20 protein-coding genes and 1 tRNA gene are annotated in these 25,617 nt (G+C 71.9%); 8 read left to right on the top strand and 13 right to left on the bottom strand.

Annotated elements, in window-relative coordinates; translation table 11 throughout:
* Positions 1–59: 59 nt before the first annotated feature.
* Both H4N58_RS20295 and H4N58_RS20290 read left to right on the top strand, forming a co-directional pair.
* Positions 60–1,031: an ArsA-related P-loop ATPase gene (locus tag H4N58_RS20295; protein WP_167001205.1), complete on the top strand. Its 972-nt coding sequence runs from the start codon at positions 60–62 to the stop codon at positions 1,029–1,031.
* 71 nt (positions 1,032–1,102) lie between these two features.
* Positions 1,103–2,284, top strand: a complete 1,182-nt coding sequence (locus H4N58_RS20290) for an ArsA-related P-loop ATPase (RefSeq protein ID WP_167249862.1) — start codon at positions 1,103–1,105, stop codon at positions 2,282–2,284.
* Positions 2,285–2,288: 4 nt separating this feature from the next.
* On the opposite strand, the gene H4N58_RS01525 is transcribed toward H4N58_RS20290, so the two are convergent.
* Complete coding sequence (locus tag H4N58_RS01525; RefSeq protein ID WP_167001202.1) at positions 2,289–2,582, bottom strand: WhiB family transcriptional regulator; 294 nt, start codon at positions 2,580–2,582, stop codon at positions 2,289–2,291.
* Between the two features lie 157 nt (positions 2,583–2,739).
* Between H4N58_RS01525 and H4N58_RS01520 the strand changes: the two genes are divergently transcribed.
* On the top strand, positions 2,740–4,944 hold the full coding sequence (locus H4N58_RS01520; RefSeq protein WP_167249334.1) for a transglycosylase domain-containing protein: 2,205 nt from the start codon (positions 2,740–2,742) through the stop codon (positions 4,942–4,944).
* Positions 4,945–4,984: 40 nt separating this feature from the next.
* On the opposite strand, the gene H4N58_RS01515 is transcribed toward H4N58_RS01520, so the two are convergent.
* Positions 4,985–5,446 (bottom strand): GatB/YqeY domain-containing protein, encoded by a 462-nt coding sequence (locus tag H4N58_RS01515; RefSeq protein ID WP_167249336.1) that lies wholly within the window; start codon positions 5,444–5,446, stop codon positions 4,985–4,987.
* Between the two features lie 72 nt (positions 5,447–5,518).
* Here H4N58_RS01515 and H4N58_RS01510 point away from each other — a divergent pair, with 72 nt between their 5' ends.
* The 3 genes from H4N58_RS01510 to H4N58_RS01500 all read left to right on the top strand — a co-directional run bounded on the left by H4N58_RS01510 (position 5,519) and on the right by H4N58_RS01500 (position 7,121).
* The gene (locus H4N58_RS01510; RefSeq protein WP_167249338.1) at positions 5,519–6,433 is read left to right on the top strand and encodes a metallophosphoesterase; all 915 of its coding nucleotides are present in this window, start codon (positions 5,519–5,521) and stop codon (positions 6,431–6,433) included.
* A gap of 49 nt (positions 6,434–6,482) precedes the next feature.
* A tRNA-Pro gene (locus tag H4N58_RS01505) sits at positions 6,483–6,556 on the top strand.
* Positions 6,557–6,743: 187 nt separating this feature from the next.
* On the top strand, positions 6,744–7,121 hold the full coding sequence (locus tag H4N58_RS01500; RefSeq protein WP_167249864.1) for a PIN domain-containing protein: 378 nt from the start codon (positions 6,744–6,746) through the stop codon (positions 7,119–7,121).
* Positions 7,122–7,155: 34 nt separating this feature from the next.
* Here the strand turns inward: H4N58_RS01500 and H4N58_RS01495 are convergent, their stop codons facing one another.
* The gene (locus tag H4N58_RS01495) at positions 7,156–8,880 is read right to left on the bottom strand and encodes a hypothetical protein (RefSeq protein WP_167249340.1); all 1,725 of its coding nucleotides are present in this window, start codon (positions 8,878–8,880) and stop codon (positions 7,156–7,158) included.
* A gap of 101 nt (positions 8,881–8,981) precedes the next feature.
* The gene (locus H4N58_RS01490) at positions 8,982–11,738 is read right to left on the bottom strand and encodes a LuxR family transcriptional regulator (protein ID WP_167249342.1); all 2,757 of its coding nucleotides are present in this window, start codon (positions 11,736–11,738) and stop codon (positions 8,982–8,984) included.
* Between the two features lie 123 nt (positions 11,739–11,861).
* Between H4N58_RS01490 and H4N58_RS01485 the strand changes: the two genes are divergently transcribed.
* Positions 11,862–13,661, top strand: coding sequence for an alkyl/aryl-sulfatase (locus H4N58_RS01485; RefSeq protein ID WP_167249344.1), 1,800 nt, complete (start codon positions 11,862–11,864; stop codon positions 13,659–13,661).
* 66 nt (positions 13,662–13,727) lie between these two features.
* Here the strand turns inward: H4N58_RS01485 and dinB are convergent, their stop codons facing one another.
* Positions 13,728–14,918, bottom strand: a complete 1,191-nt coding sequence (gene dinB / locus H4N58_RS01480; protein ID WP_167249346.1) for a DNA polymerase IV — start codon at positions 14,916–14,918, stop codon at positions 13,728–13,730.
* 113 nt (positions 14,919–15,031) lie between these two features.
* On the opposite strand from dinB, the gene H4N58_RS01475 reads away from it, so the two are divergent.
* Positions 15,032–15,817, top strand: coding sequence for a glycerophosphodiester phosphodiesterase family protein (locus tag H4N58_RS01475; protein WP_167249348.1), 786 nt, complete (start codon positions 15,032–15,034; stop codon positions 15,815–15,817).
* 17 nt (positions 15,818–15,834) lie between these two features.
* Here H4N58_RS01475 and H4N58_RS01470 read toward each other — a convergent pair whose 3' ends face one another.
* The 8 genes from H4N58_RS01470 to H4N58_RS01435 form a co-directional block, all read right to left on the bottom strand.
* Positions 15,835–16,494: a response regulator transcription factor gene (locus H4N58_RS01470; RefSeq protein WP_167001184.1), complete on the bottom strand. Its 660-nt coding sequence runs from the start codon at positions 16,492–16,494 to the stop codon at positions 15,835–15,837.
* A complete protein-coding gene (locus H4N58_RS01465; RefSeq protein ID WP_167249350.1) occupies positions 16,491–18,473 on the bottom strand; it encodes a histidine kinase in 1,983 nt (660 codons plus the stop codon). The genes H4N58_RS01470 and H4N58_RS01465 overlap by 4 nt, the downstream gene beginning before the upstream one ends.
* Before the next feature lie 83 nt (positions 18,474–18,556).
* Positions 18,557–19,276, bottom strand: coding sequence for a hypothetical protein (locus tag H4N58_RS01460; RefSeq protein ID WP_208322843.1), 720 nt, complete (start codon positions 19,274–19,276; stop codon positions 18,557–18,559).
* A 95-nt stretch (positions 19,277–19,371) separates the two neighbouring features.
* A complete protein-coding gene (locus tag H4N58_RS01455) occupies positions 19,372–19,929 on the bottom strand; it encodes a DUF1707 domain-containing protein (protein WP_167001180.1) in 558 nt (185 codons plus the stop codon).
* 24 nt (positions 19,930–19,953) lie between these two features.
* Positions 19,954–21,357: an FAD-binding oxidoreductase gene (locus H4N58_RS01450; protein ID WP_167249352.1), complete on the bottom strand. Its 1,404-nt coding sequence runs from the start codon at positions 21,355–21,357 to the stop codon at positions 19,954–19,956.
* A 49-nt stretch (positions 21,358–21,406) separates the two neighbouring features.
* A complete protein-coding gene (locus tag H4N58_RS01445) occupies positions 21,407–24,025 on the bottom strand; it encodes an AAA family ATPase (RefSeq protein ID WP_167249354.1) in 2,619 nt (872 codons plus the stop codon).
* Positions 24,026–24,058: 33 nt separating this feature from the next.
* Positions 24,059–24,571 carry a GNAT family N-acetyltransferase gene (locus H4N58_RS01440; protein ID WP_167249356.1) on the bottom strand — a complete coding sequence of 171 codons (513 nt, stop codon included), beginning with the start codon at positions 24,569–24,571 and terminating at the stop codon, positions 24,059–24,061.
* A 1-nt stretch (position 24,572) separates the two neighbouring features.
* A complete protein-coding gene (locus H4N58_RS01435; RefSeq protein ID WP_167249358.1) occupies positions 24,573–25,610 on the bottom strand; it encodes an aspartate-semialdehyde dehydrogenase in 1,038 nt (345 codons plus the stop codon).
* Between the last annotated feature and the right edge of the window lie 7 nt (positions 25,611–25,617).

Genomic DNA, 25,617 nt, shown 5'->3' with positions numbered 1-25,617 from the left:
GACCGACTGTATCCCTCGCGCGCGTTCGGCCCTCGGGGACGGCCGTTACGCTCGACAACGTGGCTGGCGACAAGCGACTGCACGTCGTGACGGGCAAGGGCGGTACGGGCAAGAGCACCGTGGCCGCCGCGCTCGCGCTCGGCCTGGCCCGCGAGGGCAGGCGGGTGCTGCTGTGCGAGGTGGAGGGGCGCCAAGGGATCGCCCAGCTCTTCGACGTGCCCCCGCTCCCGTACGAGGAGCGCCAGGTCGCGGCCTCCGACGACGGGGCGGTGTACGCGCTGGCGATCGATGCCGAGGCGGCACTCCTGGAGTACCTCGCGATGTTCTACCGGCTCGGCCGTGCCGGGCGGGCGCTCGACCGCTTCGGGGTGATCGACTTCGCGACGACGATCGCGCCAGGCGTCCGCGACGTCCTGCTCACCGGCAAGGTGTACGAGGCGGTGCGGCGCCGCGAGGACGACGGCTCCTACACGTACGACGCCGTGGTGCTCGACGCTCCGCCGACCGGCCGGATCGCGCGGTTCCTCAACGTCAACAGCGAGGTCGCCGGTCTGGCGAAGGTGGGTCCGGTCAAGCGCCAGGCCGACTCGATCATGACGATGATGCGGTCACGGCGTACGGCCGTGCACCTCGTCACGCTCCTCGAGGAGATGCCGGTGCAGGAGACGATGGACGCGATCAACGAGCTGACCGACGTCGAGCTGGGGATCGGCCACGTGATCGTCAACCAGGTCCTCCCGTCCCCACTGACCGACGAGGCCGCGGAACGCGTCGCGAGCGGCGCCCTGAGCGGCGCCGCCGTCACCCGCAGCCTGCGACGGGCCGACCTCGAGGTCGACGCCGGCGCGAGTGCGGCGCTGCTCGACGAGGGACGCCAGCACGTGGGGCGCCAGCGCCTGCAGGCGCACCAGCGCGCGGTCCTCACCGAGGCGGGTGCCCCGGTCGTGGAGCTCCCGCACCTCGAGGACGGGGTCGATCTCGCCGGCCTCTTCGCGCTCGGCGCACTCCTCGTCGACGGAGGCGCCCGGTGAGCCCGGCCGGGTCGGGCGGCCGCGCCTCGCACACCGCGCCGAAGCCCCGTACGACCTCCCGGACGCGCACCCTGGCCGGTCCCGCCGGCGCGCCGGCGCCCGTCCTCGACGTCGACGCGGTCCTCGACGACCCGACCACCGAGATCATCGTGTGCTGCGGCTCGGGCGGGGTCGGCAAGACGACGACGTCCGCCGCGCTCGCGTTGCGTGCCGCAGCGCGGGGGCGGCGCGTGTGCGTGCTCACCATCGACCCGGCGCGGCGTCTCGCGCAGTCGCTGGGGTTGACCGAGCTCGACAACGTGCCGCGCCCGGTGAAGGAGGCCGGCGCCGACGGCGGCTCGCTCGACGCGATGATGCTCGACATGAAGCGGACCTTCGACGAGGTCGTGGAGGCCCACGCCTCGCCGGAGAAGGCCGCGCAGATCCTCGCGAACCCCTTCTACCAGGCGCTCTCGAGCTCGTTCGCGGGCACGCAGGAGTACATGGCGATGGAGAAGCTCGGGCAGCTCCACGCCGAGGCGGTCGCGGGCGGCGAGGGCGAGGACCGCCGGTGGGACCTCATCGTCGTCGACACCCCACCCTCGCGTTCGGCGCTCGACTTCCTGGATGCACCCGAGCGGTTGTCCTCGTTGCTCGACGGGCGGCTGATCCGCCTCCTGCTCGCGCCCGCGAAGGGCCCGGCCAAGCTGTTCTCCGCCGGGTTCGGCATCGTCACGACCGCGCTCAACAAGCTCCTCGGCGCCCAGGTGCTGACCGACGTGCAGACGTTCGTGGCCGCGTTCGACACGCTGTTCGGCGGATTCCGTCAGCGCGCCGAGGCCACGTACGCGCTGCTGCAGGACTCGGGCACGGCGTTCCTCGTCGTCGCGTCGCCGGAGCCGGCCGCCATGCGAGAGGCGTCGTACTTCGTGGAGCGGCTCGGCCAGGAGGCGATGCCGCTCGCCGGGCTGGTCGTCAACCGGATGACGACGCCCGAGCTGCTGCTCGACGGCGACGAGGCGCACGCCGCGGCACGGCGGCTCCGGGCGCGGCCTCGGGCGACGCCCGACGACGAGGCGGTCGCCGCCCTGCTGGACGTGCACGCCCGCGGCGAGCGTGTCGCCGAGCGCGAGCGCCGGGTGGTCATGGGATTCGCGGCCGCGCACCCGCGCGTACGAAGGGTCGAGGTGCCCGCCCTCGCGACAGACGTGCACGACCTCGACGGCCTGGCAGCGATCGGTGAGCTGCTGGGCGCGCCGGCGACGATCGCGTAGCAGATCAGACGAGCGCAGGGGCCTTCGACGGCTGGCTCGTGCGGGCGGCTTCGAGCAGCGTGCGCCACGAGGTCACGTTCGGACGACGACGCAGCAGCGCGCGACGCTCCCGCTCGGTCATCCCGCCCCAGATCCCCCACTCGATGTCGTTGTCGAGGGCCTCGGCGAGGCACTCGAGCTTGACCGGACAGGACCGGCACAGCTGCTTGGCGCGGTTCTGCTCCGCGCCCTTGACGAACAGAGCGTCCTGCGATTCCTTGCAGGCGGCCACGGTCGCCCAAGACTCGTTCCATGTCATGATCTGGACACCTTCCCCGAGAGTGCACCGACTCTGCCGGTGATATCTCCAGCCTGACGGTGACGAAACACATGTAACAGACCTCTGGGGATGGTTCGGACTAGTCCTTTCGGACTATCTCTTGGTGCCTCACCCACGCTCCCGTACCCTGGGGCCCATGAATCTGGGGACCGATCGGGACGACGACGGCATGGGCACAGCGCGAGCGATCGGTTCCATGGCGCTGCTCAGCCTTTTTGCCGGCGTGCTCGTCGCCGGGCTCGCGATCCCGGTCGCCGCCTTCGTGGGTGTGACGTCCAACAGCGTGGCCCGCGGGTTCGACGAGTTGCCGCTCGAGCTGCGGGAGACGCCGATCCCTCAGCGCTCCAAGGTGCTGGCTGCCGACGGCTCCCTCGTCACCTACTTCTACTCCCAGAACCGCCAGGACGTCCCCCTGGCGAAGATCGCGCCCGTGATGCAGCAGGCCGTGGTCTCGATCGAGGACGCGCGGTTCTTCGAGCACGGCGCCATCGACATCAAAGGCACGGTCCGCGCGCTGGTCAACAACGCGACCGACGGCCAGACGCAGGGCGGCTCGTCGCTGACCCAGCAGCTCGTCAAGAACATCCTCATCCAGCAGGCGGCGACGCCCGAGGAGCGCAAGGCCGCCACCGAGGTGACGCCGGCCCGCAAGATCCGCGAGCTCAAGTACGCGATGAGCTACGAGGAGAAGCACAGCAAGCAGCAGATCCTCGAGAACTACCTCAACATCTCCTACTTCGGTGACGGCACGTACGGCATCGGCGCCGCAGCCCGGCACTACTTCTCTGTCAGTGCCGCCGACCTCGACCTGACGCAGGCGGCGACGCTGGCAGGTCTCGTCAAGAACCCGGTCGAGTACGACCCGGTGACCTACCCCGAGAACGCGCTGCGCCGACGCAACATCGTGCTGTCGACGATGCAGGCGCAGGGCCTCATCACACCCGAGGTCGCCAGGACCGCGATGGGTCAGCCGCTCGGGCTCAAGATCACGACCTTCTCCAACGGCTGCGTGAGCACCAAGGCGCCGTTCTTCTGCGACTACGTCCGCCGCTACCTGCTCCAGGACAAGTCGCTCGGCAAGAACGAGGACGAGCGCCTCCACCGCATCGAGACCGGTGGCCTGACGATCAAGACGACGCTGGAGCCGAAGTTCCAGAAGGCGGCTGACAACTCGGTCGAGAACCGCGTGTCGCCGACCGACAATGCGATCGGCGCTCAGGCTCTCGTGGTCCCCGGCACCGGCGCGGTGCGTGCGCTCGCGCAGTCGCGGCCGATGGGCAACAGCAAGAAGGCCGGCCAGACCTACATCAACTACACGGTGCCGAAGGCGCTCGGCGGCGCCAACGGGTTCCAGGCCGGCTCGACGTTCAAGGTGTTCACCGCTGCCGCCGCGCTCGACAAGGGCTACCCGACGTCGACCTTCTTCAACTCGCCGCAGTCGATGAACATCAGCGGGTTCTCGCAGTGCGACAGCCAGGGTGCGGGGTCGTGGCAGGTCAGCAACTCGACCGGAGCCGGCGGCTTCGACATGACCCGCGGGCTCCGCCAGTCGGTCAACACCTACTTCGCCCAGCTCGAGCGCCTCGTCGGGCTCTGCGCGACCACCAAGATGGCCAAGAAGATGGGCATGCCCGTCGAGGACGTCGACGACACCTTCCCGTCGTTCACGCTCGGTACGCTCGACGTGAGCCCGCTCGACATGGCAGCGGCGTACGCGACGTTCCCGGCACGCGGCGAGTACTGCAAGCCAATGCCGATCACCGCGATCACCGGCCCCGACGGCGAGACGGTCATGGACTACAAGCCGGCCTGCGAGAAGGTCCTGTCGCAGGCGGCCGCCGACTCGATGAACCAGATCCTGCGCGGCGTCCAGTCGTCCGGCGGGTTCGGCTCGGCGCTGCAGCTCAACAAACCGTCCGCGGCGAAGACGGGCACGACCCAGGCGAGCCGTGCCGTCTGGTACATGGGCTACACGCCCAAGCTCGTGACGTCGTCGATGATCGCCGGCGCCAACCGCGACGGCCACTGGAAGTCGCTGATCGGCACCGCGCTCAACGGCACCACGATGTCGTTCAACTCCGTCGGCGGCGCCGCGCTGGCTGGTCCGATGTGGGCCGACACGATGCGGGCGATCCAGGACGACCTGCCGTACGCCAACTTCAACAGCCCCGGCAGCCTCGGCGCTGCACCCGCGGACACGCCTCGCGCGCCGAAGAAGGAGCCGAAGAAGGACAAGAAGGGCGACGGTGGCGGCGACGGTGGCGGCGACGGCGGCAACGACCGACCGGGTCGTGGCAACGGCGGCAACGGTGGCGGCGGAGGCCGCGGCGACGACGAGTGACCGCGCTCAGCTGACCCGGTGATGAGGGTGGGTGCCGGCCTCAGGCGCCGAGCTGCGTACGGACCTCGGCCGCGAGTGCGGCACCGTCGATGCGGCCCTCCGTACGGGGCTTGAGAAGCCCCATCACCTTGCCCATGCCGCGCATGCCCTCGTCCGCGACACCAGCCTCGGTGATCGCGTCGGACACGAGGGCGCGCACCTCGTCCGCGCTGAGCTGCGCGGGAAGGTACTCGGCGAGGATCACGGCCTCGTCGCGCTCCTTCTGCGCCAGCTCGGGACGGTTGCCGGAGTCGTACGCCTCGGCGGCCTCTCGGCGCTTCTTGGACTCCGAGGTGATGACGCGCTGCACCTCGTCGTCGGTGAGCTCCTTGGCCTCCGTACCGGCTGTCTCCGCACGGCTCACGGCGGACAGCACCATGCGCAGCGTCGACGCGCGCAGACTGTCGCGCTCCTTGATGGAGGTGGTGAGGTCCTGTCGCAGCCGATCCTTGAGCTCGCTCATGCCCCCATCATCGCCCAGCCTTCGGCTCGCGAGCACACGGATTCCCCACCAGCGGTGTGGCACCCTTGCTGCGTGCACACCGTGTCGAAGGCCCTCATCGCGACAGCGACCGCCGGTGCGGGGGCGGTGGCGTACGGGGCACTGTACGAGCGCAACGCGTTCGTCGTCCGCGAGCACGACCTCCCGGTGCTCCCCGCGGGCGCCCACCCGATCACGGTCCTGCAGATCTCCGACGTCCACATGACGCCGGGCCAGGCACGCAAGCAGCGCTGGCTGCGCAGCCTCGCCGAGTACGAGCCCGACCTCGTGGTGAACACCGGCGACAACCTCGCGCACCTCGACACGCTGCCCGCGCTCCTCGACGCCTACCACGACCTGCTCGACGTGCCCGGAGTCTTCGTCTTCGGCTCGAACGACTACTACTCGCCGACCGTCAAGAACCCCGCCCGCTACCTCCTCGGCCCCTCGGGTCAGCGGCGCCGCTCGCCGGACCTCCCGTACGAGAAGATGCGCGCCGCGTTCACGGAGGCGGGGTGGCACGACCTCAACAACGCGACCGCCCGCCTCGACATGCGCGGCGTGTCGCTGGCGTTCGCGGGCCTCGACGACCCCCACGTGAACCGCGACGACCTCGACGCGATCCCCGACCGTGCCGACCGGACAGCCGATCTCGCCGTCGCCGTCGTCCACGCCCCCTACCTGCGCGCGCTCGACGCCTTCAACGCCCAGGGATACCCACTGATCCTGGCCGGGCACACCCACGGTGGACAGCTGCGGGTGCCTGGGTTCGGAGCGCTGGTCACCAACTGCGACCTCGACCGCCGACGGGCGCGAGGCCTTCACCAGCACCGGATCGCGGGGCGTGACGCGTCGTGGCTGCACGTGTCCGCGGGGTGCGGGACGTCGCCGTACGCGCCGGTGCGCTTCGCATGCCGACCCGAGGCGACGGTGCTCCGACTGCGTCCGGTAGACTCTCCGAGGAACTGAGCGCGGGACTCTCGCGGAGACGTTCTGCTCGTACGACGTACGAGGGCCACGGGGTGTGGCGCAGCTTGGTAGCGCGCGTCGTTCGGGACGACGAGGCCGCAGGTTCAAATCCTGTCACCCCGACAGCAGACATGCAGGACCCTCGAGCCATCAGGCTCGAGGGTCCTTGTCGTTTCCGGGACGCGCGTGGGCGAACGTCGAACGCCATTCCTGCTGCCGTCCGGGGCGCCCTCGGACTGCGCACACGTGGTCCTCCCGTCACCGTGGAGGAGATGGACGCCGCGATCGCGGACGCGGTGACTGATCGGAGATCGGGCTGGATTCGAACGTCGTCATCCGGTATGCCGTTCGCGACGACGAGGATCAGGCCGGGCGAGCCGACGCCGTCGTCGACGGCCTGAGCGCGGACTCGCCCGGATACGTCAGCCTGGTCGTGCTCACCGAGACGTGGTGGGTGCTCGATCGGGCGTACGCCATCGCGCGAGATCGACGGCTGGAGTTCTTCGAGGCCCTCCTGGACGCACAAGAGCTCCGCACGGAGAGTCCCGACCTCGTCCGCGCCGCGCTACGACGTACGCGCCGAGGCGCGGACTTTGCCGACGCGCTCATCACCGAAGCAAGCGCGGCTGCAGGCTGTACGCGCGTGATGACGCTCGATGAGCGGGCCGGGATGACCCTGATCACCTGACCGCGGTCATCCCGGCGCCGTCGCTTCAGCGAGGTCAGCGGCGCGAGATCCTGACCCGGCGTGTGTCGAGGCTGCCGCTCAGGTGACCCGGCCGTACGGCGACGATGCGGACCTTGAGCCGCTTGCCGCGGTCCTTGCGCGTGACCCGGTACGTCGCCTTCGTCGCTCCCCGGATCTTCTTGGCGCCGCGGAACCACTGGTAGCGCAGGCGGGTCGGTGCCGGCGCGAACCCGGAGGGGGCGAGACGAGCGATCCGCAGGCGCTTGCCGACCTTCTTGACGCCGACGATCCGCGGTCTCGGTGCCCGCACGTAGCGGGGCGCGACGCCGTACCGCACCCTCGCCGACGGCGCGGACCGCGCACGACCGAGCGCGTACGTGCCCTGTGCGGCGATCACCTCCACCGTGAGGTGTCGGCCGCGGTCGGCCGCAAGAAGCCGGTGGGCCCTCGCCGTCGCCCCGGCGATCACCACACCGTCACGCAGCCACCGGTATGCGTAGTGCGTCGCGGCCGGGCTCCAGGCGCCCACGTCGACCGTGAGCACGTCTCCGACCCGAGACACGCCACGGATCGTCGGTCGTCTCGTGGCGAGGAGGAGCTGGCCGCCCAGCGGGGCCACCACGGTCGTGAGGTTGGGGTTGCGCGCGGTGAGCTGGTTGTTCGAGTTCCGTCCGATACCCCGCGCCACGCCGTCGGCGGTGCGCACCAGGGTGTGGCTGCTGTTGGTCGCGGAGATCCCGACGACCTCGGGCGTGACACGGTCGGTGATGCTCGCGAACGAGACCCGGTGAAGCGCGATGCCGCCCACCTGCCCCCACGCGTTGCTGCCGACGGCGTACGCCTCGCCGTCCGAGCCGATCGCGACCGTGTGGTTCTCACCCGCACTGATCGCCACGGCGGTGACCCCGGTGGTGAGCGGCCGCATCAGCATCAACGTCGTACGGTCGCCCGTACCGGAGATCTGACCGAGGTCGTTGAGGCCTGTGCCGTACAGCCTTCCGTCGTCCAGCAGCACGACCGAGTGGCGCCACCCGGCCGCGACCCCCACGGGGACCCTGCCGGCCGGCAACCCGGTCAGCGGCGTCAGCGTCCGTCGGGAGCCGGTGCCGGTCAGCTGGGACCGGTCGTTGAGTCCCGTCCCGTAGACGACGCCGTTGTCCGCGACCACGAGCGTGTGCAGGGCGCCGGCGGAGATCGCCGTCGCGCGCACGCCGGCGGGCAGTCCCACCAGCGGCATGAGGGTCGAGCGGTTGCCCGTCCCGGTCAGCTGGCCGCTCACGTTCGCGCCCGTTCCCCGCACCACGCCGTCCGAGCCGAGGACGAGCGTGAACCCGTTGCCTGCGGCGACGTCGACGGCACGCACCCCGGCAGGCATCCCCGTCAGCGGACGCAGCGTCGCCACGTCTCCCGACCCCGTGAGCTGCCCCGCGCCGTTCTCCCCGGTCCCGTACACCCGCCCGTCGGAACCTCGTACGAGCGAGAACCACGTCGGCCCCGCGGCGACCGAGACCGCTCGTACGCCCGACGGCAGGCCCGACATCGGGGTCAGGGTGGTCCGCGCGCCGGTGCCGGTCAGGGAGCCGTACAGGTTCACGCCGGTCCCGTACGGTCTCCCGTCCTGCCCGATCACCACCGAGGCGACGTTGCCGGCGGCGAGGGAGAGCGCGACCTCGGCCGGTGCCGCTCGGGCAGGGCTGCCGGTCATGGTGGCCGTGCTGGCGAGCATGGCGGAGACGGTCAGGAGGACGAGGCGGCGCATGCGGGTGCTCGATTCGTACGGAGTGACGAGACGTCAGGTCGTTCGTAGTCTCAGCGCGACGCACCCCGGCCCGTATCCGTGCCGACCACCAGAGTGTGGGCTCAGGCGAAGAAGGCGGGCAGCGCGGCGCGTTCGCGGATCGCGAGCTTCCGGAAGACGTTGGCGAGGTGGTACTCGACGGTGCGCTGCGAGATCACCAGACGCTCCGCGGCGTCGGCGTTCGACAACCCGGCCGCGACCTCCCGTGCCACCTCGAACTCGCGGGGCGTGAGCTCGGCGAGGGGTGACGCGGTGTCGGTGAGGGGTGCCCGACGCGCCCCGCACGCCGCCAGCTCCGACCGGGTGCGGGCCGTCCACGCGTCCGCTCCGAGTCGCACGAACTCACCGAGCGCTGCGTCGAGGTGCCGGCGCGCGTCCGCCTTGCGCCGCATGCGGCGCAACCGCAGGCCCCAGCAGAACTGCGTGCGTGCGCGTTCGAACCCGTGGGTCGCGCCGTCATGCAGCCGGACCGCGCGCGCGAAAAGCGCGTCGACATCGTCGGGGCCGGCGAGAAGGGCCCGACAGCGCGCCGCCCACGCGAGGGACAGCCCGTGCTGGTCCCGAAGGGCCCGGGCCTCGTACGCGGCCAGGTCAGGGAGCAGCTCGTCCTCGCGTCCGCAGTGCCAGTAGGCCTCGAACTGGTTGGGGAAGCGGGCGACGTACGCGAGGTTCTCGCCGCCCGTCGCGCGCTCCAGCGCCGTCGCCTCGTCGAGCGCGTCTGCCGCAGCGGCGAAGTCGCTCGTGGACAGCAGCAGCATCCCTCGGACGCACGCCTCGCTGTGCGCCAGCGCGGGGCTCTGGCGCTCGACGACCTCCACGCCTCGGGCCAGCAGCGCGAGGCACTCGTCGCGATCACCCTGGCACGCCTTGAGGTAGGCGTGGCGCAGCAGGATGTGCGCGTACGGCCCGGTGAAGTCGTGATCGCGCGCGGCCCCCTCGGCCGCGGACAGCTCCAGGACCGCACGGGACCACTCACTGCGCCGTTCCCACACGATCATGGTGATCGCGTTCGACGACAGCCGCGCCGCACTCTCACCACCGGTGACGCGGGCCAGCTCCTCGCAACGACGTGCGACGTCGACGCATCCGTCGAGATCGCCCAGGTGCGACACGGCGAGACCGGCGAACCCGAGCGCCAGGGTCGGGTCGGAGCCGGAGCCGCCGTCGGCGACGACGGTCTCGAGCCACTCACCACGCAGGAAGCCGCCCGCGCCCTCGACCCCGGTCATCAGGTCGAGGACGTCCAGGAGGGCCCGGTGCAGGGTGGGGATCCGCTGGTCGGTCACGGACGCGCGCAAGCGATCGGCGTACCCGCGGGCACGGCCGACGTCTCCCCAGGCCATCGCGAGCGACACCACCGCCATCACGAGATCGAGACCGGCTGCGGCGGTGCCCTCGCCTGGGTCCGGGGCCCGTCGTACGAGGGTGAAGCCGAGGTGCGCGTACGCGTCGAGGTCGACGGGTGGATCCTCCTGCGACCACAGCGCGGCCATCACGAGCAGCGTCGCCCACCGTGCCCGCGTCGGATCATCCGGCGCTCCGTCGACGAGTTCGCTCAGCACGCGCATCGCGGGGCCTGCGGCCCTGGCCTGCATGTACGCCTGGGCGGCGCGGGCGGTGAGCTGGCTTCGCTCGGGCCCGGTCGGCGTGCGCGCTGCCGCCGACTCCCACGCGAGTGCGGCCTCTGCCGGCGCCTCCTGACGGGCAGCCTGCTCCGCCGCCGCCACGAGCGCGGCGACGACGAGGCTGTCGGGAACGTGAGCGACGTGCCGGAGATGGGAGGCGTGCCGTACCGGATCGTCGCGGAAGCACTCGGCGAGGATGCGGTGCGCGTCCTCGAGCTCGCGGACCGTCGCCGACGCCTGGACGGCGGCTCCGAGGCTCGGATGGACGGGAGCCCATCGCTCGTCCCGTACGGCGACGAGCCCGAGGCGTTCGCCCAGATCGAGGTCGTCACGGCTCAGGCCGGCGGCGGCCAGGGCACGTGTCGTCGCGGCGGTGTCGAGGTCGTCCAGCGCCACGAGCAGCACGGCGAAACGGCCGGCGTCGGTGAGCGCCTTGATCCGCGGCGCGTACAAGGTTTCCAGCGACGGGCCCACGGGGAGCCGTACGGGGAGCGGCTCGCGTCCGCGGCGCTGCGCGGGCCGCAGGTCGAGCGGCACCTCCGCCAGCGCGAGGGGAAGCCCGCCCGTCTCGGCGGCGATGCGTTCGGCCACGACGGCGCTCATGCCGGCGTGGCGGGCACGGAGCATCGCGAGCGACTCCTGGTGCGACAGCGGCTCGAGCATTAGCGTGGTTCCGACGCCGCGAAGCCCGTCGGGCTCGCGGGTGCCGAGCCAGAACGTGACGGGGTCGGCGTCGAGCCGGCGCGCCGCGAACACGAGGGCCTGGCGGGTCGAGGAGTCGAGCCACTGGACGTCGTCGACAGCCACGACGACCGGGCCGCGGGCCGCGGCGAGCTCGGAGAGGAACCAGACGAGCGCGCTCGCCACCGGGAGTCGTTCGACAGGTTCAGCTGGAGCGAAGGCGACGGCCCCTGCGAGCGCCCGTCCCCGAGGCTCGGCGTGGCCGGCGAGCTCCGCGGCGAAGGGGGCCAGCAGCTGGTGCAGCCCGGCGTACGGGAGGTCGGACTCGGCGACGTGCCCGGCAGCGCGCAGCAGAGTGACCTCCGGCGCGAGAGACCGTACCGAAGCCTCGAGAAGGGCGGACTTCCCGCTCCCGGGGGCTCCCGCCACCACGGTCGTCCGCGACCTGCCGGCACGGGCGTGCGCCACGGTGGTCGCGAGGACCGCGAGCTCCTCGTCGCGCCCGATCAGCATGCGGACCTCCCTGCGCGACAGGGTATCGGCGTTCGTGCCGTGGCGGTCGCTCTCCGGCAGGCTCGTCCTGCCTCACCCTCGGCGGGCGATGCGATTGAGCTGTAGGCGACGGACCGTGAGGCTATGGCCACCACGTACTCCGAGGATCACCCAGACTTCGTCAACGCCGGTCGCGGGTTCGTGGGCACGATCTCTCCGGCGACGATCACCGACGCCGCGGGCAACGTCGTTTTCGACGCCGACGCGCTCGCGTTCGTCACAGGCGAGACGCCCGATACGGTCGATCCGAGCCTGTGGCGGCAGGCGAAGCTGACCGGGCGGCACGGCCTGTACGAGGTGGCGCCCGGCTTCTCCCAGGTCCGCGGCTTCGACATCTCCAACATGACGCTCGTCGAGGGCGATACCGGCGTGATCGTCATCGACCCGCTCGTCAGCGCGGAGTGCGCCGCCGCGGGCTTGGCGCTCTACCGGGAGCATCGTGGCGACCGTCCGGTCACCGCCGTGATCTACACGCACGCGCACATCGACCACTTCGGCGGCGTCCTCGGGGTCGTCGACGCGGACACCGACGTGCCGATCGTGGCACCGGAGCACTTCCTGGAGCACGCAGTCTCGGAGAACGTCTACGCCGGGGTCGCGATGCTCCGGCGCGGCTACTACTACGACGGCCATCCGCTGGACGCGACGCCGGAGGGCTCGGTCGGCATCGGCCTCGGGCCGCGCGCGTCCGCCGGGACGATCGGTCTGATCCCTCCGACGCTCGACATCACGCGTACCGGCCAGGAGGAGACGCTCGACGGGGTGCGGTTCGTCTTCCAGCTGACACCGAACACCGAGTCGCCGGCGGAGATGAACTTCTTCTTCCCCGACCACCGGGTGCTCTGCATGGCGGAGAACGCCACGCACGTCATGCACAACCTCCTGACGCTGCGCGGCGCACAGGTGCGGGACTCGCGGATCTGGTCGCGCTACCTCGCCGAGGCGGTCGAGCTGTTCGCCCACGATGCCGACGTCGTCTTCTCGTCGCACCACTGGCCGACCTGGGGGTCGGACGCGATCATCGACTTCCTCACCGACCAGCGCGACCTCTACGCGTACATGCACGACCAGACTCTGCGGCTGATGAACCAGGGGTACGTGGGGGCGGAGATCGCGGAGATGCTCCCGATGCCGGCGTCACTGAAGGACGCTTGGAGCACACGCGGCTACTACGGCTCGCTCAGCCACAACGTGAAGGCGATCTTCCAGCGCTACCTGGGCTGGTACGACGGCAACCCGGCTCACCTGTGGCAGCACCCGCCTGAGGTGCAGGCGGCGCGCTACGTCGAGCTGCTCGGCGGTGTCGACAAGGTCGTGGAGGCCGTCGACCGGTACGCCGACGCCGGGGACCTGCGCTTCGCCGCGGAGCTGGGCAGCCACGCCGTCTTCGCGGACCCGACGAACGCGCCGGCGCGTGAGGCGCTGGCCAACGTGCTCGAGCGCCTGGGGCTCGGCGCCGAGAACGCGACCTGGCGCAACTGCTTCCTGACCGGAGCTCACGAGCTGCGTGGTGGCCACCCGGCCGGCTTCGTGTCGTCGGCGGGTATGGTCAGTGCGCTCACGGTCACGCAGCTGTTCGACACGATCGCGATCCGGCTCGACGGCGCGAAGGCGGCCGGGACCACCGCCAGCATCCGGTGGGAGCTCACCGACAGCGGCGAGACGTACCGGATGGAGCTGTCGAACGGCGCGCTCGTCCACTTCCCGACGCGGCGCGACGACAGCGCGGACGTCACCGTACAGCTGACGAAGGCGCAGCTCCTCGGCCTGCTCGGATCAGCGTCGCTCGACGGCATTGACGTGGAGGGCGACGCCTCGGTGCTCACGACGCTGCTCGCGTTGACCGACGAGCCCGATCCCATGTTCCACGTCGTCGAGCCCTGAGCCCGCGGAAGGTGACCCGGGAGCGGGCGGAGAGTGACCCGAGAGCGGGCGAGAGTGACCCGGGGGTTAGTCGGGGAGGGTGGGCATCGCGAAGCCCTGGCCGCGCTTCACAAGCGAGGCGCGCAGCACGGCGTCGGACCCGAACCGCTCTCGTACGTCGTCGAGCGCGAGGTCGAGCGACGCGGAGCCCGGCTCGCCGAAAGGCAGCTCGAGCTGGACGCCCTCGTACGTGTCGAAACCGCTCACCGCGACGCCGACCAGCGTGCAGCCACGTTCGGCGATCATCGGCGCGGCGACGTCGAGGAGCGAGCGCGCGACGAGGAGGACCCGGTCGGTACGGGCGGTCGGACGCGGCAGCGTGTGCGAGCGCGTCGCGCGGGTGAAGTCGTCGAAGCGCAGGCGCAGCGTGACCGTACGGCCCTCACGCTCAGCCTTGCGCATCCGGCGCGTGACACGATCGACGAGACCGGCGAGCGACGCGTCGATCTCGGCCATGTCCTTGGGTCGCCGGCCGAGCGCCCGCTGCGCCCCCACCGAACGACGGCGTCGTCCGGTCTCGACGCGTCGCGGGTCCTGCCCGTTGGCGAGGGCGTGGAGGTGGTAGGCCGCGGCGCGCCCGACGTACGCCGCGAGCGCGTGCGGAGGCACCGCCGCGAGGTCGCCGATCTGCTCGATGCCACGTGCCCGCAGCTTCGCGCCGGTCTTGGCACCGACACCCCACATCCGCTCGACCGGCAGCGGGTGCAGGAACGCCCGCTCGCCGTCGACGGGGACGACGAGCAGCCCGTCCGGCTTGGCGTACGCGCTCGCGATCTTGGCGAGGAACTTGGTCCGCGCGACGCCCACCGTGATCGGGAGCCCGACCTCGTCGCGCACCCGCTCACGCAGGCGCGCGGCGATCGCCTCGGGCGATCCGACGAGGCGCGCCAGCCCGCCGACCTCCATGAACGCCTCGTCGATCGAGATCGGGTCGACCAGCGGCGTCGTGTCGCGGAAGACCTCGAAGACGGTCTTGCTCGCCGCCGAGTACGCCTCGAAGCGCGGCGACGCGACGACCGCTCCGGGGCACAACGCCTTGGCCTCGACGATCCCCATCGGAGTCCGGACCCCGTACGCCTTGGCCTCGTAGCTGGCCGCGACGACCACCCCGCCCCCGACCAGCACCGGGCGCCCGCGCAGCGACGGGTCGTCGCGCTGCTCGACCGACGCGAAGAACGAGTCGAGATCAGCGTGCAGGATCGTCGCCTCTCCATTCATCGAACATATGTTCGCATACATCTCCAGGCGGCGGAAACAGAACTCAGCGAGCCTTCACCTCCCGTCCACCTGGCCCTCGCCTCCGCTCCACCATCGGTCGCGACGCTCGCCGCATGAACGAGCCGATCACCACGATGCGCCGGCCACGGGTCGTCGCGCACCGGGGCGCCAGCGCGGTCGCGCCGGAGAACACGCTCGCCGCGGTCGCCGCAGCGGTCACGAAGGGCGCCGATGCCGTCGAGGTCGACGTGCAGTCCACACGCGACGGGGTGCCCATCATCGTCCACGACGCGACGCTCGCGCGCACCACCGACGTCGCCCGACACCTCCCGCGCCGCGCGAACGACCCCGTCCCGTCCTTCACCTACGACGAGGTTCGGCGCCTGGACGCCGGGTCCTGGTTCGGGCCCGGACACGCCGGCGAACCCGTGCCCACCCTGGAGCAGGTCCTCGACACCCTGCGGGCGAGCGGGGTGGGGCTGCTCCTCGAGATCAAGAACCCCGGCTCGCAGCCCCACCTCGTCGCCCAGGTCGCCGAGGTGCTGCGCTGCTTCTCGCCCGGCGTCGCAGTGACGGTGCAGAGCTTCGATGCCGAGGCACTCCGGGCGTTCGGGCGGCTGATGCCCGCCGTGCCGCGCGGCCTGCTCGTCCGCCACACCCCGCGCAACCCCGCGCTCGAGGCGTGGGTGTCGGCGGTGAACCCGTGGCACGGCGCGGTCACCTCCGCATACGTGCGCCGCGCCCAGCTCGCCGGGCTCGAGACGTACGTGTGGACCGCGAACTCCCGCGCCGCGATCCGCCGCGCGGCCGACGCCGGCGTCGAGGGGATCATCACCGACCGTCCCAGCCGCGCGCTCGCCGTCCTTCGCCGCGCCGCCCAGGTCGAGGCGTCCGCGTGAGGGGCCAGGCCGTGGCGTCAGACCCCGGCGCCGAGCCCCGCGTCGCGTGCCGCCGCCACCGCACCGGCGCGATCGCGCACGCCGAGCTTCGTGAGCAGGTGGGAGACGTGGTTGCGCACCGTCTTCTCGCTGAGCGTCAGCGCCCGCGCGATCGCTGCGTTGCCCATGCCGCGCGCGACGAGGTCGAGCACCTCGAGCTCGCGGTCGGTCAGCTCGGGGAACGGCCTCGGACCACCTGAGGCCCCGCCCGGGGTGGACGCCACGTACGACAGGGCACGCTCGGCGACACCTTGGCCCATGATGAGGTCGCCGAGCGCCACCGAGCGTACGGCCCTCTCGAGCTGCTCGGGCGCCGCCGACTTCAGCAGATAGCCCCGCGCGCCCGCACGCATCGCGGCCAGGACGGAGACGTCGTCCTCGTGCATGGTGACGACGAGGATCTTGAGGTCCGGGTACGTCGCGAGGAGCTCGCGGGTGAGCACGACGCCCGACTCCCCGGCGAGATCGAGGTCCATGAGGACGACATCGACCTCGGCGTCGATCACCTCGCGTGCCTGCGCCGGCCCGTCGGCCTGCCCGACGAGGTCGAGCCCGTCGAGCGAGCGGAGCAGCCCGGCCATCCCCATCCGGAACACCGGGTGGTCGTCGACGACCACGACGCGGATCGGTGTGCTCATGCGACACCTCCGGCCGTCACCCCGGCGGGCTCCAGCGGGATCAGCGCGCTCACCCGCGTGCCGCGCGTCCCATGGGTGCCGACGACGACCTCGCCGCCGAGCTCGCTGGCCCGCTCGGCCATCGCACGGAGGCCAACGCCTTCGCGTGCTCCGGGCGCGAGGCCGGCCCCGTCGTCGGTGCACTCGACGCGAAGCACCCCGTGGTCGACCTCGACGGTGACCGCGCAGGTGTCCACCCCGCTGTGCTTGGTCGCGTTGGTCACCGACTCGCTCACGATCGCGTACGCGGCGGCGGCCACCGGGGCGGAGAGCGTGGGCAACGGCGCACACCGCAGTCGTACGCGCATGCCGGTCTGCTCCCAGCGCGCTGCCAGCTCCTGGAGCGCCGCCGCGAGCCCGAGCTGCTCGATCGCCGGCGGGAGGAGGCTGTGGGAGAGCGTACGGACGTCGGCGATGCGCTGGTCGAGCTCGCCGCTGAGGCTGTCGAGCAGCGACTCGGCGAGGTCTGGATCCGGGCGGACCGCGTTGCGGACACCCTGCATGCCGAGCCGCAGCCCCGCGAGCCACGGGCCGAGCCCGTCGTGGAGCTCGCGGCGGATGACCTTGCGCTCCTGCAGCCGCGCGTTGGTGAGCCGCTCACGCGCCGCATCGGCCTCGCGTAGCGCGAGGGTCAGCGCGAGGCCCGCGGCGAGGAGGTCGCTGAGGTCCTCGACGGCCTTGACCGTACGGGCTCCGAGCCACTCCCCAGGGGGAGCGGTCACAACCAGGACCCCGATCTCCTGACCGCGGTGGACCACCGGGAGCTCGAGCACGTTGGACGACGGGACCCCGTACGAGGCCACCGTCGCGCCACCGCTCGTCAGTGCCACCGACTGCAGCCGCATCGACGAGGCGAGCTGCGCGACGAGCACGTCGAGCAGTGCACGCTCGTCGTCGCTGGCGAAGCCCGCACCCATCGCGCTCACCGCGCGGTGCGGCTCCAGCGCCTCGCCGTAGACGAGCGAGCCGACCCGGCGGCCTGCCCACTGCCGCAGGAACGGCGCCGCCAGCACGACCACGACCGCGGCCGCGACCTGGCTGGTCTGGGTGTCACCGACCGCCTCCTGCACGCCGAGCACTGCGACGACGTACGCGCCGACGAGCAGGACCGCGAGGATGCCGGCGACCAGCGCGCGGCTCACCGCGAGGTCGATGCCCCACAGCTGCTGGCGCAGGACCACGACGAGGATCGCCCCCGAGAACAGCACCTGGCACACCAGGTGCAGGACGGCCATCGTCCACGGCGGGATCGCGTACCAGAGCAGCGGCACGAACGAGAGCGCCATCACCGCGACGCCGAGGGTGAGCCAGCCGAGCGCGACCCGGTCGCGGACGACGGGCTCGTGCTGGGCCCGCCAGGCGACCGCTGCGGCGGTGATCAGCCCGAGGACGACCACCACGCCGAGCAGCACCCGTGGGTCGGACATCGGGAACACCATCCGCTGGACCGTCAGCGCCAGCGTGGTGACGACACCTAGCGCGAGGCCGACCCGTGACCACGGCCCGAGCGCGCGGTCGCGCATCAGCCACGGCACGACGATGAAGAGCGCGATCGTGCCCGGGACCCACGCCCAGCTGAACCACGACACCACCCACGGCAGCGACGGCCACCCCCACACCGCCTCCGCGCCACGGTAGGCGCCACCGAAGGCCGCCATGCCGCCACCGATCGCGGCCACCGCCAAGAGCCAGGCGACCGGGTGCTGCCGCCGCGTCAGCAGCACCCCCGCGACCGCTCCGTACACGAGCGCGACGCTGGCGTCGACGAAGAGGAACAGCGAGTCTGCCCCGATCCTCGGGGTCGTGAGCGCATAGACGACGATCGCGCTGATGCCGAGCACCCACGCCGCGAGGACCACCGCGCGGGCGGTCCGCGGGGCACCGTCTGCGGGTGTCGGAGCGGGGTCCGGCAGGGCGGCGGGCGCCACGAGATCGCTCATGATCTCCCGACGATAGGGGAACGAGCCCACCCCCGTTGCTGCTTTACGCGAGCTCGTTCCCCCGTGCTGCCCCGCCGTCCAGGTCATGCTGCGGCGTTCCGGTACGCCTTGTCGCCGAAGGTGAACCCGATCGCGGTGACGAGCAGCCAGATCGGCCCGAGGAAGCCGGCCATGTACTGAAGCGGCGAGATGCCGAGCAGGAGCGTGAGCCCACCGAGGGTCAGGCCGACGATGCCGATCCAGCGCGGAGCGGCCTTGTGCTTGAGCGCGGCGATCGCGAGCACGACGCCCGTGAGTCCGGCGCCGACCCACAGCCACGGGATCGTCGCGATCCAGTGGTTGTAGAACGCGATGGTCTCCGGCACGTCCTTCTCGACGACGTCTGCGGCGAAGAGGAACTCGGTGTCCAGACCGGATCCGAGCAGGTTCGCGACGGCGGTCAGGCCGATGCCCGCGGCGGCGACGCCCCCGAGGAGGCTCCCGACCGGCAGCGTGGCGTTGAGCCGACGGGCCAGGCCGAACGCGAAGACGACGAGCGCGATCATGCCGGTCACCATCGCGACGTGCATGACGATCAGCTGCGCCTGGGCCTCGCGGAGACGACCCGCGATCGCGGTGGGATCGGAGTAGTCGAGGTCCGGGTCCCACAGCCCGAGCGAAACCACGATCGTCACGAGGCCGAGGACGGCCGCGATGATGCCAGTGACCGCCCAGCCCCGCGTACGGGCCGGCGCCGCGACGTGCTCGGCTCGTGCCGGCGGGTCGGCGAGGAAGACCTCGCCCATCGATGTCGGATCCTTCATGTCAGTGCCCTTCTGGTCGTTGATGACCAGAGCACTGTCGCCGTCCTGACGTCCCGGGCCCCAGAGGCCGGTGTCCCGACCTGTCGGGAGATCGGTCAGGACTCGGGCAGCTGCTTGCGCTGCTCCTTGCGGTCGCGCTTCTCGAGCTTCTCGCGCTCCTTGCCGAGGTACTTGTCACGGCTGAACGTCTTGTCGATCGCGTCGGCGAACGTCACCGCGGCCACGATCAGCGGCCACGGGAAGTGCGGGTTCCACCCGCCGGCCAGGCTGATCGCACCCCAGATGCCGACGCAGATCAGCGTGATCGTGACGGCCTCGACCCACGCGTCGCGGCGCTTGCGCTCGTACGCGGCGACGGCGCGCCGCTCGAGGTCGCCCGCGGGCGCACGGCGTACGGGAGGAGCGGCCGCACCGCTGGTCGGGACGAGATCCTGCAGCAGCGGCAGGAACTCGCCATACGTCCGGACCCGTACGGCGGCGTCGCTGCGCTCGTCGTACTCCAGACGATCGAGCCGCCCGTCCGAGAACGCCTCGCCCAGCACGTCCGCGAGCACGGCGCGGTCGGCGTCGCCGGCGCGCAGCGCTGTCGCGGACGGGTCACGAGGATCGCGGGTGAACCGGGTCCAGACCTGGGACGGATCGAGCGAACTCACCGTCCGATCGTTCCACACTCCCGGTCAGGCACTGCTCCCCGTGCTCGGTGGCACGTTCTTGTTGAGGCAGAACACGTTGCCCGGGTCGTACCGGTCCTTCACCGCGGTGAGCCGGTCGAAGTTGTCGCGATAGCTCCCCCGCACCCGGTCGGGCCCCTCGTCGTCCTGCAGCATGTTGACGTACGCGCCGCCGGCGGAGTGCGGGTGGAGCGCGTCGTGGTAACCGCGGGTCCACGTCCGAACCTCCTCGAACCCCTCCGGCGAGGGGTCGACGCCCACGATCACCTGGGCATACTTCGCCTGCCGGTGGCTGAAGGCGGTGTCGTGACGTCCGACCCTGCCGGCAGCGCCGTTGATCGGATACAGGTGCATCGACGACTTCGGCGTCGGGAGGGTGGGCCCGTGCGTGACGTGCACGTCGATCGCGTCGTCACCGAGGTCGTCGACGAAGTCAGCGCGCCAGTACCACTGGTCACCCGAGGGATAGAGCGCGTCGAACGCGCTCTGCAGCGCGGGGTACGGCATCGGGCCGACCCCGTCCATCACGGGCCCCATGGCCCGGAAGGGTGCGAGCGCCTTCTCGACGCGGTCGGCCGGTGCGTTGATGCACCACACCAGGGCCGCGACGACCTGCCCCTGGAGCGCAGCCGGGAACGGGTCGACGGCCGGTACGGTCACGAACCCGAACCAGCAGGTGACGTCGTCAGGTGCGTCCTCGAGGTAGTCGTCCCACGCCCGCATCACCTCGGCCACGCGGTCGAGCGAGAAGAACATCGGCCCGCCGACGATGTCGCCGACGGGGTGGGCACGGAACGTGAAGGAAGTGACCGCACCGAAGTTGCCGCCACCTCCGCGCAGCGCCCAGAACAGGTCGGGGTGCCGGTCGGCGTCGGCGGTCACGAAGGTTCCGTCGGCGAGGACGACGTCGGCGGACAGGAGGCTGTCGATCGTGAGTCCGAACTCACGGGCCAGGTAGCCGATCCCGCCGCCGAGCGTGAGTCCGCCGACGCCCGTGGTGGAGATGATCCCGCTGGGCACGGCGAGGCCGAAGGGGTGCGTCGCGTGATCGACGTCGCCCCAGGTGGCCCCGCCCTCGACGCGGACGACCCGTTCGGCCGGATCCACGTGGACCGCGCGCATCCGCGACAGATCGACGACGAAGGCGTCGTCGCCTACGCCGAGTCCGCCGGCGTTGTGCCCGCCTCCCCGTACGGCGACGGGAAGGCCGAGCTCGCGTGCGGTCTGGACGGCGGCGATGACGTCGGCCACGTCCGTGGCGCGCGCGATCAGGCGCGGGTGGCGGTCGATGCTCCCGTTGTAGACGGCGCGGGCGTCGTCGTACGCGGCGTCCCCGGGCTCGATGAGCTCGCCCCGGAACCCGGGGACGTCGATCCGTTCGCTGTGCTGTGGTGCGGTGGTAGTGGTCATGGAGACGACGCTAGGAAGATCGGCGGGCGGCGGCGTCGGGGCGGACCACCTACGTTTGCCGCCCGGTCCCCCCACGTTCGTGGTCGGCGACGCCCAGGAGACGGCCCTGTTCGGCCGCCTCGCGCCGGCTCGCCACGCCGAGCTTGGCCAGGACGGCACTGACGTGGTGCTCCACCGTCTTGGGCGACACGACGAGTCTTTCGGCGATCACGGAGTTGGACGCCCCGGCGACGAGGAGCGACAGGACCTCGAGCTGGCGGTCGGTGAGCCCTGACGGGTTGCTCCGGGTGCTCGCCCGCCTGCCTCGCGGCGCCGAGGCGACCCCGAGGTCGCGCAGCCGGGTCCGAGCGACCCGCAGTCCGGTGACGGCACCGAGCCGGTCCAGCACGGACGCCGCATCGCGGACCGCGTCGACGTCGTCGGAGGCCAGGACCGCGAGCGCAGCCGAGTAGGGCTCTCCCAGCTCCTTCCACGCCCGCGCGGCTCCCCGCGGGTCGCCGTCGATCTCGAGCCGGAACGGCGTCGCGCACTCCTCAGGAGCGCGCTCGAGGAGGCCGGAGCGGAAGCGCCAGACGGCGAGCTCGCCCACGTCCCACGGCGTCCCGACCTCGAGGGCGAGCGGGTACGTCGTCGCGGTCGCCTCGTCGACCCGCTGGTGGTCTCCAGCCAGCCACGCCGCTTCCGCACGGGCGCACGCGATCGGCCGCAGCCGCTGGAGCTCCGCCGAGGTGGTCGCACGGGCCCAGGCGCGGTCCAGAAGCGCCTCCGCCTGCGGCTCGCCGCGCCGGATGGCGAGCAGCGCCTCCGCCTCGAGCGAGGGCACCAGTGCGGTCTCGACACGGGCGACGTCGGCGTCGGCGTCGTCCCACGCACCGGTGGCCAGATCGACCAGCGCGCGCATCGCGTACAGGTAGTCCGAGAAGTTGGAGAGCTCGTTCGTCCGGGCGACCACGAGGGCCTCGTCGATGATCGCGCTCGCCCGGGCGTACAGCCGCTCGTCCTTCAGGTTCCAGGCGACGTTCACCAGCGCCCGGCAGGTCTCCTCGTACATCCCGAGCTCGGCGGCGTCGCGGGCCGCCTGCCGGAGCATGTCGATCCCACCCTCGAGGTCGACGCGACCGAGCGTCGTGCCGATGTTGATCCGCGCGGTGGCCACGACCTCGCGGTCGTCGTGCGCGGACCCGATCGCGAGCGCGCGCTCGCCGTACGCGATGGCGTCCTCGTCCCGCTGGGCCAGCATCGCGAGCTGGGAGAGGTTGTTGAGGGCTTTGGTGTGCTCGCGGGAGTCGGGCAGGCCGTCGAGCACGTCCATCGCCTCGCGACCCGCCCGTTCGGCTCCCGGCCGGTCTCCGGCCCACCAACGGATCCGCGAGAGCCACCGCAGGGTGTCCGACGAGCGGAGCGGGTCACCGAGCTTCTCCCGTACGCGGGCGGCCTCCTCGCGCGCGCTGACCGCGTGCTCGGCCCGACCGGCAGTGTAGGCCTCGAACGAGAGCAGGTCGAGCGCGTCGGCGCGGGCCCGCGGAGGAAGGAGGTGTCCGTGCTCCAGGGCGCGGGCGAGCAGCTCCACGGACTCCCGGTGGGACCGGGCGCGCGCGGCTCGCTGGCCCGCCGCGAGCCCGTGACGCAGGACCGCGTCCGCGTCGCCTGCGATCCAGGCGTGGTGCGCGAGCCGGGCGTCGGAGGCGCCACGCGCGGCCAGCTCGTGCAGCACGAGGCGGTTGAGGTCGCGGCGGCGCTGGCCGGCCAGCTCCGCCTCGACGGCCCACCGTGCGAGCTCGTGCTGGTAGCGCACGGAGGCGCCGTCGACGACCAGGAGACCGTGGCGCTCGCCGTCGGCGACGTCGGCGCGGTCCCCGAGGCAGGCCTCGACCAGCCACCCCTCCGTCCGACCTGGGACGACGCTGACCAGCTCAGCGGAAGCGCGGCCGGCCTCCGAGAGGCGGGCGAACCGGCCGAGGACGGCGTCGCGGACGCTGGCAGGGACGCGGCCCGTCCCGCCCGAGACCACCTCGGTGACGAAGAACGGGTTCCCGCCGGTGAGGGCGTGCACCGCGCCGGCGTCGGACTGCGCCCCCGTCAGCTGTCCGACGGCCTCCACCGTCAGCGGCGCGAGGACGACGCGGTGCGCGCGCGACGAAGGGATCGCCGCCAGGGATCGACGCAGCGGATGGTCCGCCGCGACCTCGTCGTCGCGGAACGTGAGCAGCAGGAGCAGCGGGAGCTCCTCGATCCGACGCGCGAGGACGGTGATGACGTCGAGCGTCGCCTCGTCGGCCCAGTGCACGTCTTCGAGCACGCACACGGTCGGTTCCTCGCGCGCCGCCGCGAGGACGGCGGTGGGGGCGTCGGCGCCGACGGCCAGCGCGTCGGCGAGGTCGGGCTCCGCCTCGGCGAGCTCCAGGACCGCACCGAGCGGGCGGGGGACGACCAGGTCGTCGGACGAGCCGACGAGCAGGCGGACGTCACGCCGCGGCGTACGAGCGGGGGCCGTGCCGGATGCCTTACGCGCGGGGTCGACCGTCTCGGCGAGGAACCACCGCACCAGGCTGGTCTTGCCGATGCCGGCCTCGCCCTGGACGAGGACAACGCTCCCGTGCCCGTGCCGCAGATCCTCGTACGCCGTCTGCAGCTCGGCCAAGGCGCTGCCGCGCTCCAGCAGTCGCATCGACCCAGTCTCGCTCAGGCCGAGCGCCGCGCCCTAGAAGTTTGCGGCCCGCACCGGCAGGACGAACCGATATGCCTCGTACGCCGGGCCGTCCGCGCCGAACCAGCGCACCTCGTACGACCCGAGCGGAGACCAGCCCCGGCGCTCGTACAGCCTGCGGGCCGCCTCGTTGTGGGCGACGACCTCGAGCGCGAGCCCGAGGCTGCGGCCCCCGGCGTACGTCTCGACAGTGTCGAGCAGTGCGGCGGCCGCGCCCGTCCCGCGCGACCAGGGCGCGACGAAGAACCGGGACAACGTGACGGCGTCGACGCCCGGCCCGCCCAGCGCCGTACGGGACACCGCATCGGCGCCGGTCGTCAGCGCCGCCTGGCCCACGACCTCGCCGTCGACCTCCGCGACCCACGCCGGGCCGTCCGGCTCGGTCAGCCAGCCGGGCTCGACGTGGGTGCCGACGATCGGATATCGGTCGTGCTCGTGGACCTCCGCGAGGACGGCGACCAGGGTCGGGACGTCCTCGGGACGCCGCTCGCGGACGAGGAGTGCCACGTCAGCGGGCAGCGATGAGCTCGGCGATCTGGATGGTGTTGAGCGCCGCGCCCTTGCGGAGGTTGTCGTTGCTCACGAAGAGCACGAGCCCGCGGTTGCCGTCGACGCTGGAGTCCTGGCGGATCCGGCCGACCAGGCTCGGGTCGGCACCGGCGGCCTGCAGCGGCGTCGGCACGTCGACCAGCTGCACCCCGGGAGCGGACGCGAGGATGTCGCGGGCGCGGTCGGGCGTGATCGCGTTTGCGAACTCGACGTTGAGCGAGAGCGAGTGGCCCGTGAACACCGGGACGCGCACGCAGGTGCCGGAGACGCGCAGCTCGGGGAGGCCGAGGATCTTGCGCGACTCGTTGCGGAGCTTTTGCTCCTCGTCGGTCTCGAACGAGCCGTCGTCGACGATCGAGCCCGCCATCGGGAGCACGTTGAAGGCGATCGGGGCGACGTACTTCTGGGGCTCAGGAAAGTCGACCGCGGCACCGTCGTGCGTGAGGGCGCGAGCGCCGGCGACGACCTTCTCGGCCTGGGTCGCGAGCTCCTCGACGCCGTCGAGGCCGGAGCCCGAGACCGCCTGGTAGGTGCTGGCGACGACACGGACGAGACCCGCCTCGTCGTGCAGCGGCTTGAGCACCGGCATCGCGGCCATCGTCGTGCAGTTGGGGTTGGCGATGATGCCCTTGACGGCGTTCGCGATGTCACCCGGGTTGACCTCGGAGACGACCAGCGGGACCTCGGGGTCCTTGCGCCATGCGGACGAGTTGTCGATGACCGTGACGCCTGCCGCGGCGAAGCGCGGCGCCTGGACGCGCGACATCGTGGCTCCGGCGGAGAACACCGCGATGTCCAGGCCCGTCGGGTCGGCGGTCGCCGCGTCCTCGACGACGACGTCACGCCCCGCGAAGCGCAGCGTCTTGCCGGCCGAGCGCGGGGAGGCGAAGAAGCGGATCTCGGCGATCGGGAAGGCACGCTCCTCCAGGAGCGTGCGCATGACGGCGCCGACCTGTCCGGTCGCGCCGACGACGCCGATCTTCAGCCCGTTGGCCATGGTGTCT

This window comes from Mumia sp. ZJ1417 (assembly GCF_014127285.1).
GTDB lineage: Bacteria > Actinomycetota > Actinomycetes > Propionibacteriales > Nocardioidaceae > Mumia.
The sequence above is the reverse complement of the archived record's forward strand: the minus strand, read 5'-3'. Positions and strand labels throughout refer to the sequence as shown.

Coding starts and splice junctions, on each gene's coding strand:
- H4N58_RS01490 (WP_167249342.1), bottom strand. CDS start 11,738: ATGCTGATCGGGCGCGACGAGGAGCTCGCGGTCCTCGCGACCACCGTG.
- H4N58_RS01435 (WP_167249358.1), bottom strand. CDS start 25,610: ATGGCCAACGGGCTGAAGATCGGCGTCGTCGGCGCGACCGGACAGGTC.
- H4N58_RS01470 (WP_167001184.1), bottom strand. CDS start 16,494: ATGAGCACACCGATCCGCGTCGTGGTCGTCGACGACCACCCGGTGTTC.
- dinB (WP_167249346.1), bottom strand. CDS start 14,918: ATGAATGGAGAGGCGACGATCCTGCACGCTGATCTCGACTCGTTCTTC.
- H4N58_RS01495 (WP_167249340.1), bottom strand. CDS start 8,880: ATGCGCCGCCTCGTCCTCCTGACCGTCTCCGCCATGCTCGCCAGCACG.
- H4N58_RS01485 (WP_167249344.1), top strand. CDS start 11,862: ATGGCCACCACGTACTCCGAGGATCACCCAGACTTCGTCAACGCCGGT.
- H4N58_RS01515 (WP_167249336.1), bottom strand. CDS start 5,446: ATGAGCGAGCTCAAGGATCGGCTGCGACAGGACCTCACCACCTCCATC.
- H4N58_RS01460 (WP_208322843.1), bottom strand. CDS start 19,276: ATGAAGGATCCGACATCGATGGGCGAGGTCTTCCTCGCCGACCCGCCG.
- H4N58_RS01445 (WP_167249354.1), bottom strand. CDS start 24,025: ATGCGACTGCTGGAGCGCGGCAGCGCCTTGGCCGAGCTGCAGACGGCG.
- H4N58_RS01450 (WP_167249352.1), bottom strand. CDS start 21,357: ATGACCACTACCACCGCACCACAGCACAGCGAACGGATCGACGTCCCC.
- H4N58_RS01520 (WP_167249334.1), top strand. CDS start 2,740: ATGAATCTGGGGACCGATCGGGACGACGACGGCATGGGCACAGCGCGA.
- H4N58_RS01475 (WP_167249348.1), top strand. CDS start 15,032: ATGAACGAGCCGATCACCACGATGCGCCGGCCACGGGTCGTCGCGCAC.
- H4N58_RS01465 (WP_167249350.1), bottom strand. CDS start 18,473: ATGAGCGATCTCGTGGCGCCCGCCGCCCTGCCGGACCCCGCTCCGACA.
- H4N58_RS01525 (WP_167001202.1), bottom strand. CDS start 2,582: ATGACATGGAACGAGTCTTGGGCGACCGTGGCCGCCTGCAAGGAATCG.